The following is a 12790-nucleotide window of genomic DNA, read 5'->3' as shown; positions in this document are numbered from 1 at the left end:
CAAGCACGCGGAACGGCACCGGGCCGTTCCGCGGAGGTACGCAATGGCGCTTACTTGACGGTGATGGTGCCCTTCATGAGCGCGGAGTGGCCCGGGAAACTGCAGAAGAACGAATTCGGGCCTGCGCCGAGCTTGGCGACCGGGAAGGTTACCGAGGTGCTCTCGCCGCCGCCGATGAGCTTCGAGTGCGCAATCACACGGCTGTCGCCGGCCTTGACATAGTCGGCGGCCGCGCCGGCCTTGATGCCGTCGGCGTCGATGCCCTTGATGTCGGCGGTGGCGGCGATCACCACGTTGTGGCCCATCGCGACCTTCGGCAGCTGGCCGGTGTGCTTGAGGTTGATGGTGAAGTCCTTGCAGCTCTTGCTGACGTCGATGTTGGCGACGTTGAACTTCATTGCGTCATTGCCTTCGATATCGACCGAGCAGGCCGCGGCCATGGCCGCAGGGGCGCCGAGCATGAGGACGGAAGCAAAGAGGATCTTGCGAATCATGGGTGACTCCTTGGTAGGACAGAGGATGACTTGCTGCAGGAGAATGATAGGGAGGCGGGCTTGGCGACCACCTGATCCGGGTCAAGTGGACCGCGGGCCGCACCGTGCACGTTGCACTCGGTTCAGCAGCGGCGATCCCCGCCATCGCAGGGGTTGCACCGGCTATTCCAGTGCGATGCGGATCGCCGCGGCGGCGGCAAGCGGCGCGAGCACCAGGGCGGCCACCAGCCCCGCGGCCAGCAGCAACAGGCCGCCCACCGGGTCGAAGCCCTGCGCCGCGGCGGTGACGCTGCCGGCACCGAACACCAGCACCGGCACATACAGCGGCAGCGCCAGCAGCGCGACCAGGATCCCGGAGCGGCGCATGCCCACGGTGAGCGCGGCGACCACCGCGCCGAGCAGCGCCAGCAGGGGCGTGCCCAGCGCAAGGGCCACGAACAGCACCGGCCAGTGCTCGCGTGGGAGGGCCATCAGCTCGGCCAGCAGCGGCATGGCGATCAGCAGCGGCAGCGCCGTGGTCGCCCAGTGCGTGGTCACGCGCACCAGCACCAGCCAGGCCAGCGGCACCGGTGCCAGCAGCCATTGTTCAAGCGAACCATCCTCGGCGTCGCCGCGGAACAGGGTGTCCAGCGCCAGCAGCCCGGACAGCAGCACCGCCACCCACAGCGCGCCCGGTGCAACCCGCGCCAGCATCACCCGGTCATTGCCCAGCGCCAGCGCGAACAGTACGAGGACCAGCAGGGCGAACAGCGCCGGCTGCAGGGCATCGCCGCGCCTGCGCCACAGCAGTTGCAGGTCACGGGTGGCGAGCGCGCGCGCGGCCGACCACATCACGCCGGCCGCTCCAGTACCAGCAGCCGGGTGCGCACCGGTGGCGCGGCATAGGCGCCGTGGGTGGTGACCATGGCGCCGCCGCCTTCGCGCAGGTGCGCCTGCACCATCCGGTTCACCAGTTCGATGCCTTCCAGATCGAGGTTGGCGTAGGGCTCGTCCATCAGCCACAGCGGCGCCGGCGACAGCCACAGTCGCGCCAGCGACAGGCGCTTGCGCTGGCCGGCCGACATCTGGCGCGCGAGCGCGTCCTCGTAGCCGGCCAGGCCGACGGTCGCCATCGCGTCTTCCAGCGACATGCCCGGGCGGCTGCCGTGCAGGCCGCAGAGGAAGCGGAGGTTCTCCAGTGCGCTGAGGTCGGCCTTCTGCCCGGGCAGGTGGCCGAGGTAGCCGATCACCCGCGCGCGCAGCGCCGGGAGCACGGGCTGGCCCTGGAACCGGATCGAGCCGCCGTCGGCGTGCAGCAGTCCGGCCAGCACCTTGAGCAGGGTGGTCTTGCCGGCGCCGTTGTCGCCCTGGACCAGCAGCGCCTCTCCGGTACCCACCTCGAAATCGACCGGGCCGAACACCGGCATCTCGTTGCGCGTGAAGCGCAGGGCCTGGGCGGAAAGTAGCGCGGGTGCTGGGTTGGCGGCTGGGGGCATCGTGCGCACGGGCCGCGACGGCGACCGGAGGGCCGCTATTCTAGCCAGTCGATCGCGGCCGCGGGTCCGGAGTGAGCCGGCCGCCTTGCCTGCATGCGCAGGCGCACCGGGTCGCCGCGCAGCCACCACAGGGCGCCGAGCTGGCCGAAGCGCCGGGCGAGGGCGTCGAGGTCATCGCTGCCGATGTCGAAAATCAACCAGCCGGGTTCGCGCCAGCTGCGATTGGTCGCGGAAGAGAACGCGGGGAGGTGTTGCAGCCCGCGGCCAGTGAGTTCGGCTTCGAGCGCCGCATCCTCGAGCCGGTTGGAGGCTTCGGCGCGCGGCTGCGAAAACGGATTCCAGGCCGACAGCAGCGCGAAGCTCCGCACCCCGGGATGCAGCAGCTCGAGCCCCGGCGCCGGCAGGCCGACGCGGATGTCGTGCCAGTCACCATCGCGCGCCCAGCGGTATTCCGCCTGCAGGTACGCGGCGGCAAGGCGCTCGGCGTCGGCGTCGGAGACGGGAGGCAGGGGCTTCGACATATCCCGGATTTAACGCCAGTCGGAGGCCTGCGTAAACTCGCGTCTCACCGGCAGCGGCCGGATGCGGAGGACATGCGGATGCCGGGTACAAAACTCCCGAAGGTGGGGACGACCATTTTCACCGTGATGTCGCAGCTCGCGGCGGAGCACGGTGCCGTGAACCTCGGACAGGGCTTCCCCGATTTCGATGTTCCGGCGCGCCTGGTCGATGCCGTCGACCGCGCGATGCGCGCCGGCCACAACCAGTACCCGCCGATGACCGGCGTGGCCGCGCTGCGCGAGGCGATCGCCGACAAGACCGCGGCGCTGTACGGCTATCGCCCGGACCCGGATGCCGAGGTCACGGTGACCAGCGGCGCCACCGAGGCGATCTTCAACGCCGTCCACGCCGTGGTCCGCGCCGGCGACGAAGTGGTGGTGCTGGACCCCGCCTACGACTGCTACGAGCCGGCGATCGACCTTGCCGGCGGGCGCGCCGTGCACGTGCCGCTGGATCCGGCCACCTTCGCCCCCGACTGGGCGCGGGTGCGGGCCGCGATCGGCCCGAAGACGCGCATGCTGATCGTCAACTCGCCGCACAACCCTTCCGGCGCGATGCTCACCGCCGACGACATGGCCGAGCTTTCCGCCATCGTCGAGGACAGCGGAATCTGGCTGGTTTCCGACGAGGTCTACGAGCACATCGTGTTCGACGGTGCGCGCCACGAGTCCGCGTTGCGTTACCCGGCGCTGCGCGAGCGCGCGTTCGTGGTGTCGAGCTTCGGCAAGACCTACCACTGCACCGGCTGGAAGCTCGGCTACTGCATCGCGCCGCCGGGGCTGTCGCTCGAGTTCCGCAAGGTGCACCAGTACAACGTGTTCTGCAGCTTCGCGCCGGCGCAGCACGCGTTTGCGGAGATGCTGCGCGAGGAGCCGGAACACCACCTCGGACTGGGCGATTTCTACCAGCCCAGGCGCGATGCCTTTCGCGAACAGCTGCTGGGCACGCGGCTGCGGCCGCTGCCGGTGCCCGGCGGTTACTTCCAACTGGTCGACTACTCCGAAGTCAGCGACCTGGCGGACGTCGAATTCTGTCGCTGGCTGACGATCGAGCATGGCGTCGCCTCGATCCCGCTGTCGCCGTTTTATGAAAGCCCGCCGCCCGGGCAGCGCCTGGCACGCCTGTGCTTCGCCAAGACGCAGTCCACGCTGGATGCAGCCGTCGAGCGCCTCACCCACCTGTAGGAGCAGCTACAGCTGCGACCGCGACGCCGCCCTGCGGCCATCGTCGCCCGCGGCGTCCGGGCAGACTAAGATCACCCCATGGACAACCTGCGAATTTCCCTGGTCCAGGGCGAAACGCTCTGGCACGACCCCGCCGGCAACCGCGAGTACTACGGCGGCCTGATCGCATCGCTGCGCGGCATCACCGACCTGGTGCTGCTGCCGGAAACCTTCACCAGCGGCTTCAGCAACGACGCCATCAACCAGGCCGAAGGCATGGACGGGCCGACCGTGCAGTGGATGCGCGACCAGGCCGCGTCGCTGGGCGCGGTGGTAAGCGGCAGCGTGCAGCTGCGCGACGGCGGCGACGTCTACAACCGCATGATCTGGGCCACGCCCGACGGTGGCCTGCAGCACTACGACAAGCGCCACCTCTTCACCTACGCGCGCGAACACGAGCGCTATGCCGCGGGCCGCGACCGTCTGGTGGTGGAGCTCAGGGGCTGGAGGATCAATCCGCTGGTCTGCTACGACCTGCGTTTCCCGGTGTTCGCGCGCAACACGCTCGATGCCGATGGCCGGCCCGCCTTCGACCTGCAGCTGTACGTGGCCAACTGGCCGGCGACGCGCGCGTACGCCTGGAAGACGCTGCTGCGCGCGCGCGCGATCGAAAACCTGTGTTACGTCGCCGGCCTGAACCGCGTGGGACGCGATGGCAACGGCCTGGCATACAGCGGCGACAGCGCGGTGATCGACTTCATGGGCGCGCCGCTCAGCGAATGCGCCGCCGAGGAGGTCGTGGTGACCACGACCCTCCTCGCCGAAACGCTGGCTGCCCATCGCGAGCACTTCCCGGCGCTGCTCGACGGCGACGCCTTCAGCCTCGCGACCGACTGACCTTTTTCAGGCGCCGCGTCGCCCGCCGCCGCCGCCACCGCGGGGGCCGCGATTGCCGCCCGGACCCGCACCTGCAGGGCGACCGCCGCCGGGGCGTCCACCCGCGGGGCGTCCAGCGCCAGGCTTGCCACCACCGGGCCTGCCGGCGCCGCCCGGCTTGCCGCCGGGCCTGCCCGCGCCGGCAGCTCCACCGGGCCGTCCAGCGCGACCTGCGCCCGGGCCACGAGGGCCGGCGCCTGGCGTTGCGTGATCGGAGGGAAACGACGGTGCCTTGCCATACGGATTCCCCGCGCGTGCGGGTCTGCCCGCACCACCCGGGCGTCCGCCGCCGGCCGGCTTGCGGCCGGCGGGCTTGCCTGCGCCCGGGCCGGCGTTGCGGTGCCCGGTCGGACCGGTGTCGACGCCATCGGGCACGTACCAGCTGCGGAACGCGGCCGGGTTGCCCTCGGGCAGGGCGCGCTTGTCCTTGCGCTGCTTGAGCGGATTGTTCGACTGCCGCGCGGCCGCCTCGCCGGTGACGGTGAGGCCGCCGGAGGGCTTGCGCGGTCCGCCGCCACGACGGCCGCGGTCCTCGCGCACGTTGTCGAAGCGCCGCAGCTCGCGGCCCTCGTCGGCCGTGCTGTGGCCGCCGACGTAGCCCTGGCTGCGGTGCTCGCCACCCACCTGCACGGTGGACTTGGCGGCGCGGCGCTGGCCGATCACCGGCAGCAGGGTCAGTGCGGCCGGTGCGCCATCCTCGAGCCCGAGCTTGCTGCGCAGGGCCTGGACCTTGTCATCCACCAGCTCCTGCGACTGCCCGCGCAGCAGCGGCTGCGGCAGCTCGACCGGCCCGTAGCGGACGCGCTTGAGGCGGCTGACCTGGCAGCCCTGCGACTCCCACAGGCGGCGCACTTCGCGATTGCGGCCTTCCTTCAGCAGCACCTGGAACCACTCGTTGGAGTCCGTGCCGCCGATGCGCTTGATCTCGTCGAACTTCGCCGGACCGTCGTCCAGCGCGACGCCGCGCTGGAGCACGTCGACGATGCTTTCCGGCACCGTCTCGTGGCCTTCGGGCGCACGCACGCGGCAGACGTACTCGCGCTCGATCTCGAACGAGGGATGCATCATCGCGTTGGCCAGCTCGCCGTCGGTGGTGAGCAGCAGCAGGCCGGTGGTGTTGATGTCCAGGCGGCCGATCGCGATCCAGCGCGCGCCCTTCAGCGCGGGCAGCGAATCGAAGATCGTGGGCCGGCCCTCGGGATCCTCGCGCGTGGTGACTTCGCCCTCGGGCTTGTTGTAGAGCAGCACGCGCGCCGGCTCGGTCAGCGCGCTGGCAACAAAGCTGCGGCCGTCGAGGTCGACGCGGTCACCGCCGCCGATGCTCATGCCGACCTGGGCAACCTCGCCATTCACCTTGACCAGGCCCTCGGCGATGCGCTGTTCCAGCGCGCGGCGCGAGCCCAGGCCCGCCTGTGCGAGCACCTTGTGCAGGCGCTCCTCCATGCGCGGGGCTTCGGCTCCGGTGGCGGTGTCGGTGGTGCGCTTGAGCGACAGCTTGCGGCCGCCCGTCTTGTCTTCGGTCATTCCTGTTCCACTCCGATGCTGTCGCCGTCAACGGCGAGGGCATCTTCTTGTTGTGCCGCGTCTTGCGGCAGGGAGGATGCAGATCCAGTGGAGTCCACGGTGTCTGCGTCTTGTTCGGTTGGGGTTTCTGTTTCAAGTTCGATGTCGCCGACCGGCATCGCGCCGTCGTCGTCGTTTGCCTCCGGCTCGAAGCGCAGCTGCGGCTCGAGTTCGCCGAAGTCCTTCAGCTCCGACAGCGGCGGCAGTTCGTCCAGCCGCTTGAGGCCGAAATAGTCGAGGAAGCCCTTGGTGGTGCCGAGAAGCTCGGGCCGGCCCGGCATGTCGCGGTGGCCGACCACGCGGATCCACTCGCGCTCTTCCAGCGCCTTGATGATGTTGCTGTTGGTGGCGACGCCGCGGACCTGTTCGATCTCGCCGCGGGTGATCGGCTGGCGGTAGGCGATCAGGGCCAGGGTCTCGAGCGTGGCGCGGGTGTATTTCACCTGGCGCTCGGTCCACAGCCGCGCAACCCAGGCATGGACGTCGGCCTGCACCTGGTAGCGCCAGCCCGAAGCGACCTCCACCAGCTCCACGCCGCGCCCGGCGGATTCATCCTGAAGCGCCCCGAGCGCCTGCGCCACGGCGCCTTCCGGCGCGGGCTCGTCCAGCGGGAACAGGCCGTTGAGCTGCACCACGGTCAGCGGCTGGCTGCTGGCCAGCAGCGCGGCCTCGACGATGCGTTTGATCAGTTGTGGATCCATGTGCGTCCTGTTGCGGAATGCGATGTGTCAGCGCGCCGGGGCGCCGTTGTTCGCGGCGGTGCCTTCGTCGTCGAATTCGCTGGACAATTCCAGCGGCCGGTCGTCCTCGCGGACCAGGGCCAGCGATTTGACGTAGATCGGCCCAAGGGCTTCCTCCTGCACCACCTCCAGCAGCTGCTCCTTGGCGAGCTCGAGGATCGACAGGAAGGTGACCACCACGCCGAGCCGGCCTTCGCGCGCTTCGAACAGCTGCTCGAAGCGGTGGAAGGCGCCATCCTCCAGGCGGGCGAGGAGTTCGCCCATGCGCTGGCGCACGCTCAGTGCCTCGCGCTTGATGGCGTGGCCGGTGAACAGCTCGGCGCGCTTGAGCACGTCGTGCAGGGCCATCAGCATTTCGCGCAGGTCCACCGCCGGGGGCAGCCGCACTTCCGCGCGCTCGGGGACGTGCGCGCTGGCAACGCTGGTGTCACGGTCCAGGCGCGGAAGGGTGTCGATGTCCTCGGCAGCCTGCTTGAATCGCTCGTACTCCTGCAGCCGGCGGACCAGGTCGGCGCGCGGATCGTCCTCGAGGCCTTCATCCGCCGGAGGCCGCGGCAGCAGCATCCGCGACTTGATCTCGGCCAGGATCGCGGCCATGACCAGGTATTCGGCCGCCAGTTCGAATCGCAGCTCCTGCATCACGTCGATGTAGGCGACGTACTGGCGGGTGATCTCGGCCACCGGTATGTCGAGGATCTCGAGGTTCTGGCGGCGGATCAGGTACAGCAGCAGGTCGAGCGGACCCTCGAAGGCTTCGAGGATGACCTCGAGCGCGTCCGGCGGGATGTACAGGTCCTGCGGCACCTGCAGCAGGGGCTGGCCATGCACCATCGCCAGCGGCATTTCCTGCTGCAGCGGACGGCTCCCGGACGCAGGGGCGTCGGGCGCTGACATGGCGGCGGTGTCTGAACCGGCTTGGGTCATCGGGTCGCGGCCCCCTCCGGGCCACTGGAACTATGGGACGTCACGCACCCGGTCCTGACAGGGAACCGCGGAATACGTCTGTGCAGCGAAAGCCGCGGGTAGTGCAGCCTGACCACTCCACCCGGGCGCGACGGCAGGGCCGTGGCGGCGCGTGGTGGCAGTGAAGTCGTGGGCGGGCCGGTGGGGGCAGGACGGGCCGGGATCGCACCGCCCCTGCGTTCCTGCAACCGGAACCGCAGCTCAGGGTACGGGCAGGCAATATCGATTGTCCAGCCCGGAGGGGCCGCGGCTTCATCGCCGGTTGCGGCTAGGATGGCGGCCATTGCCGCGAGTGGAGCGAGTTCGATGTGGTATGCGATCGAAGGGCGTGACGGTGCCGACGTGCTGGACAGGCGTGCCGCCGCGCGCGAAGCGCACCTGGCGCGCCTGCACACGCTGCGCGACGAAGGCCGCCTGCTGCTGGCCGGCCCGTGTCCGGCAATCGATTCCGAAGACCCGGGTCCCGCCGGTTTCAGCGGCAGCATCGTGATCGCGGGCTTCGAGTCGCTCGAGGAGGCCCGGGCCTGGGCCGATGCCGACCCCTATGTCGCCGCCGGCGTCTACAAAAGTGTCGAAGTGCGCCCGTTCCGGCGCGTGCTGCCCTGAGCAGCGGCCGCGCGCGCATGGTCGCCTGCGCGGGCCGCCGGATCGGACCGCCGCCGCGGCGCAGCATGCGCGGCCTTTGCGGTAGCCGGATGTAAACGTTTACATTTCATCCGTCCAGCACAGGCAAGGGTCGATGGCGGTCACGATCAAGGACGTCGCGCGCGAATCCGGGGTGTCGGTGGCGACCGTGTCGCGCGCCATCAACGGCCACGACAACGTTGCCGCGGCGGTGCGCGAGCGCGTACTCCGGGTCGCGCGGGAGCTCGACTATGCCCCGCACCAGGCCGCGCGTGCGCTCAGCAGCCGGCGCACGCACACCGTGGGCGTGGTGCTGCCCGACCTGCACGGCGAGTTCTTCTCCGAGCTTATCCGCGGCATCGGCCAGGTGGCGCGCGCCAACGGCCTGCACCTGCTGGTATCCAGCGACCATGGCGAGCCGACGGAGCAGGGCGCGGCCCTGCAGGCGATGCGCGGCCGCGTCGACGGCGTGCTGGTGATGGCGCCGACCGACGAAGGCTCCCGGTTGCTGGCCGGTCATCTCACGCCCGCGCTGCCCGCCGTGCTGATCAACACCGTCGACCCGGGCGGCACCCGGCCGGCCGTGGGCGTGGACGGCTACGGCGGCGCGCGCAGGATGGTCCGGCACCTGCTTGCCAGCGGCCATCGCCGGATCGCCTTCGTGTCCGGACCTGCGGACAATCAGGATGCGCGCGAACGCCGGCGCGGCTACGAGGACGAGCTGGCCGTGAGCCTTCCCGGCAGTACGCCATACGTGCTGGAAGGGGACTTCAGTGAAGCGTCCGGGCTCCATGCCGCCGGCCGGCTGCTTGCCGGCGTCAGGCGTCCCGATGCCGTGTTCGCGGCCAACGACGCGATGGCGGTCGGCTGCCTGCGCGGACTTGTCGATGCCGGCGTGGCGGTGCCGGCCGACATCGCGCTGGCAGGCTTCGACGATATTCCCTTGGCACGCCATCTCCAGCCTGCGCTCACCACCATGCGGGTGGACATCGCCGAGCTGGGGGGCAGGGCGCTGGAGGCGCTGATCGAGCACCTGTTGACCGGTTCCGGGGCCGCGGAACCGGCTGCGCTGTCGCCCCGCCTGATCGTGCGCGCGTCCACCGCGACCGCGCGTATTCACGCCGTCGCCCGCGACGGTTCCTGAACATCCGGAGACGGCGGCTATTGCCGGTCGCCCATCGAGAGACCGCCCTGGGAGGGGACACACCATGACATCGAACCACAACCACCCGCGGAGCCGACACCCGGTCCTGTCACCGCGGCGCAGCCTGCTGTGCTGCGCGCTTGCGGCTGCGATGCTGCTGTCCGCGCCGGCCCTTGCCCAATCGACCGCCGCGACGCTGCGCGGCCAGGTCCTGGTCGATTCGGCTCCCGCGACCGAAGCCACGGTGACGGCCACCAATACCGCGACCGGCCTGACGCGCAGCGTGCAGACCAGCAACGGCAGCTACAGCCTGGCCGGCCTGCCGCCGGGGCCGTACCGGGTCGACGTGGTCGCCGGTGGCGAAACCAGCAGCCAGGAGGTGTCCCTGCGCATCGGCCAGACGGCGACGCTGGACCTGCAGGCGGGTGGCCTGGCCGAAGCCGCCCCGTCAGGCGAAGCGACGGAGTTCGACACCGTCGTCGTCACCGCTCCGCCCATGGTTGAAACGCGCACCTCCGAAGTCGCGACCTACGTGTCGCAGCGGCAGATCGAGGCGCTGCCCCAGGCGTCGCGCAACTTCCTCGCCTTCGCCGACACGGTGCCGGGCATGATTTTCGAAACCGGCTCCGATGGCTCCAGCAAGCTGCGCGGCGGATCCCAGAGCTCGAACGGCATCAATGTCTTCATCGACGGCGTGGGCCAGAAGAACTATGTGCTGAAGGGCGGTGTCAGTGGCCAGGATTCCAGCAGCGGAAGCCCGTTCCCGCAGCTCGCCATTGGCGAGTACAAGGTCATCACCTCGAACTACAAGGCCGAGTACGACCAGATCAGCAGCGCTGCGGTCACCGCGGTGACGCGCTCGGGCGGCAACGAGTTTGAAGGCAGCTTCTTCCGCGATTACACCTCCGACAGCTGGCGCTCGCGAACCCTGCGCGAAGAGGCGGACGGCGCGAAGGTGCCTTCGAGCGAGGAGCAGTACGGCGCCGCGTTCAGCGGCCCGATCATCCAGGACCGGCTGTTTTTCTTCGTCACCTACGAGGCCAAGGAGATCGACCGCCCGCGCGACGTTCGCATCGGGGATACCGCGTTCAATCCCGCGCACCTGACGCCGGAGCTCGCGGCCAACCTCGGGTCGTACACCGCCCCGTTCCAGCAGGACATGTATTTCGGCAAGCTCACCTGGTATGCCAACGACGAGCACATGGTCGATCTGTCGGTCAGGCGCCGGGACGAAGAGGAGCTGCAGGGGATCGGCGACGGCCCGAACACGCCGTCGTACGGCTCCAGCAAGACCAACGACAGCACCCGCATCGATCTGCGCTGGCAGTGGACGGGTGACGACTGGTTGAACGATTTCCACCTGACGTCCGAGGACGACTACTGGAGCCCGCGGCCGATCACGATCGGCCCGGGCCTGGACATCCGCAATACCCTGGTCAACCAGGTCGATGGCAGCACCATACTCAACCTCGGCGGTGGCCGCGATTACCAGAACAAGGGCCAGAAGGGCTATTCGCTGCAGAACGATTTCACGTTCACCGGATTCGAGGCACACACGCTCAAGGCCGGCATCAAGCTGAAGTCCGTGGATGTCGAATCACTGGAGCAGCAGCCCTACAACGCCCAGTACCGGGTGGACTACTACGAGAACCTGGAAGCGGGACGCACCAGCGTCGATGCGTTCGTGCCCTGGCGGGTGGAATTCGGAGCGCCACTCGGCGGCGAGGACCGCGCGGTGAGGTCGAACAACAGGCAGTTCGGCATCTACCTGCAGGACGACTGGCAGGTGAACGACAAGCTGATCCTCAACATGGGCCTCCGCTACGACTACGAGGAGACGCCGGCGTTCGAGGACTTCGTCACTCCCGCCGATCTTGCGGCTGCGCTCAGGGCATGGCCCAACCTGCAGGGCCCGAACGTGGACTACGACATCGAGGACTACATCAGCAACGGCCGCAACCGGAAGCCGGACAAGGACAACTGGGCGCCGCGGCTGGGATTCTCGTATGACCTCTTCGCAGACCAGCGCCACGTGCTGTTCGGCGGCATCGGGCGGTCCTATGACCGCAACCTGTTCGACTACCTGGCGTTGGAACAGACCAAGAACACCTTTCCCGGCTACACCTGGTTCTTCGATACGCCGGACCATGACTGTTCGGCAGCCGGGCCGACCTGCCTGGAGTGGGATCCGTCCTACTACGACATCCAGAACCTCTACTCGCTGGTCGCCGACAGCCCCAACCTGGGCGCCGAGGTCAACCTGATCAACAACGATCTCGAGACGCCGTACTCGGACCAGCTCAGCATCGGCATCCGCAACAGCTTCACGCTGGGCGGCCAGGACTGGCATGCGTCGACCACGCTGTCGCACGTGCGCAGCTACGAGGGCATCCTGTTCACCCTGGGCAACCGCTGGCCGGATGGCAGCTTCCGCGACCCCGCCAATCCGGACGCGACCTGGGGTGGCCAGCCCTGGGGCCAGCCGATCCCGGGCTACGGCACCTTGATCATCGCCGACAACGGCATCGAGACGAAGTTGAACTCGCTGCTGTTCTCGCTCGACAAACCATTCACCCGTGATTCGCCCTGGAGCGTCACCGTCGCTTACACATACAGCGACGCGAAGGAGAACCGCTTCAATGCGGCCAATGCGGACGAGCATTATCTTTTCGATGGCCCCGGCCTCGATGGCCAGCGGTTCCTTACGGCGGTCGGCGTGCCCAGGCACCGCCTGGTCGCCACCGGCATCGCGGAGTGGGCGGGAGTGACCTTCTCCAGCAAGCTGACCCTGGCGAGCCCGTCGCCAAAGGATTCGGTCAACTGCTACAACGTCGACATTCCCGGCAACTGCTACTTCGACGAGTTCATCCCGGATGGTTCGGTCGGGTTCAAGCAGTTCGACGTCGCCATCCAGAAGGTGTGGGAGACCGGGACAGACATCAGGTTCCGCGTCCGCGGGGACGTCATCAACGTGTTCAACTGGCAGAACCACCTCGACTACAACACCGGCCGCGGCGACCCTGGGAACCCCAACCCGCAATTCGGCCAGCGCAACGGCAACGGCACCGTGTGGCCACCGAGGATGTTCAAACTGTCCCTTGGCTTCGACTGGTAGGAGCCGATCAAG

The 12790-nt window shown here is 68.9% G+C and carries 11 protein-coding genes and 1 pseudogene; 5 read left to right on the top strand and 7 right to left on the bottom strand.

Annotation, left to right across the window (positions count from 1 at the left end; translation table 11 throughout):
* Positions 1-50: 50 nt before the first annotated feature.
* The 4 genes from azu to WCE37_RS04565 form a co-directional block, all read right to left on the bottom strand.
* Positions 51-494 carry an azurin gene (azu, locus tag WCE37_RS04580; protein ID WP_343278335.1) on the bottom strand — a complete coding sequence of 148 codons (444 nt, stop codon included), beginning with the start codon at positions 492-494 and terminating at the stop codon, positions 51-53.
* 162 nt (positions 495-656) lie between these two features.
* Positions 657-1325, bottom strand: a complete 669-nt coding sequence (gene ccmB, locus WCE37_RS04575; protein ID WP_343278660.1) for a heme exporter protein CcmB — start codon at positions 1323-1325, stop codon at positions 657-659.
* Positions 1325-1969, bottom strand: coding sequence for a heme ABC exporter ATP-binding protein CcmA (ccmA, locus tag WCE37_RS04570; protein WP_343278334.1), 645 nt, complete (start codon positions 1967-1969; stop codon positions 1325-1327). The genes ccmB and ccmA overlap by 1 nt, the downstream gene beginning before the upstream one ends.
* Positions 1970-2004: 35 nt before the next feature.
* A complete protein-coding gene (locus tag WCE37_RS04565) occupies positions 2005-2490 on the bottom strand; it encodes a DUF3293 domain-containing protein (protein ID WP_343278333.1) in 486 nt (161 codons plus the stop codon).
* A gap of 78 nt (positions 2491-2568) precedes the next feature.
* Here WCE37_RS04565 and WCE37_RS04560 point away from each other — a divergent pair, with 78 nt between their 5' ends.
* Both WCE37_RS04560 and WCE37_RS04555 read left to right on the top strand, forming a co-directional pair.
* On the top strand, positions 2569-3714 hold the full coding sequence (locus tag WCE37_RS04560; protein ID WP_343278332.1) for a pyridoxal phosphate-dependent aminotransferase: 1146 nt from the start codon (positions 2569-2571) through the stop codon (positions 3712-3714).
* A 78-nt stretch (positions 3715-3792) separates the two neighbouring features.
* On the top strand, positions 3793-4590 hold the full coding sequence (locus WCE37_RS04555) for an amidohydrolase (RefSeq protein ID WP_343278331.1): 798 nt from the start codon (positions 3793-3795) through the stop codon (positions 4588-4590).
* A 6-nt stretch (positions 4591-4596) separates the two neighbouring features.
* On the opposite strand, the gene WCE37_RS04550 is transcribed toward WCE37_RS04555, so the two are convergent.
* The 3 genes and pseudogenes from WCE37_RS04550 to WCE37_RS04540 all read right to left on the bottom strand — a co-directional run bounded on the left by WCE37_RS04550 (position 4597) and on the right by WCE37_RS04540 (position 7826).
* Positions 4597-6153, bottom strand: coding sequence for a pseudouridine synthase (locus WCE37_RS04550; protein WP_343278330.1), 1557 nt, complete (start codon positions 6151-6153; stop codon positions 4597-4599).
* Positions 6154-6344: 191 nt separating this feature from the next.
* A pseudogene (scpB, locus tag WCE37_RS04545) lies at positions 6345-6893 on the bottom strand (SMC-Scp complex subunit ScpB); the annotation flags it as partial.
* 27 nt (positions 6894-6920) lie between these two features.
* Complete coding sequence (locus WCE37_RS04540; RefSeq protein WP_343254408.1) at positions 6921-7826, bottom strand: ScpA family protein; 906 nt, start codon at positions 7824-7826, stop codon at positions 6921-6923.
* Between the two features lie 375 nt (positions 7827-8201).
* Here WCE37_RS04540 and WCE37_RS04535 point away from each other — a divergent pair, with 375 nt between their 5' ends.
* The 3 genes from WCE37_RS04535 to WCE37_RS04525 all read left to right on the top strand — a co-directional run bounded on the left by WCE37_RS04535 (position 8202) and on the right by WCE37_RS04525 (position 12778).
* The gene (locus WCE37_RS04535; RefSeq protein ID WP_343278329.1) at positions 8202-8501 is read left to right on the top strand and encodes a YciI family protein; all 300 of its coding nucleotides are present in this window, start codon (positions 8202-8204) and stop codon (positions 8499-8501) included.
* A gap of 133 nt (positions 8502-8634) precedes the next feature.
* A complete protein-coding gene (locus WCE37_RS04530) occupies positions 8635-9663 on the top strand; it encodes a LacI family DNA-binding transcriptional regulator (RefSeq protein ID WP_343278328.1) in 1029 nt (342 codons plus the stop codon).
* A gap of 64 nt (positions 9664-9727) precedes the next feature.
* Positions 9728-12778 (top strand): TonB-dependent receptor, encoded by a 3051-nt coding sequence (locus WCE37_RS04525; RefSeq protein ID WP_343278327.1) that lies wholly within the window; start codon positions 9728-9730, stop codon positions 12776-12778.
* The last annotated feature ends 12 nt before the right edge of the window (positions 12779-12790 follow it).

This window comes from Luteimonas sp. MJ250, from assembly GCF_039548455.1.
Taxonomy (GTDB): Bacteria; Pseudomonadota; Gammaproteobacteria; order Xanthomonadales; family Xanthomonadaceae; genus Luteimonas.
Note: the sequence above shows the minus strand (reverse complement) of the source record. Positions and strands in the feature narration are given on the sequence as shown.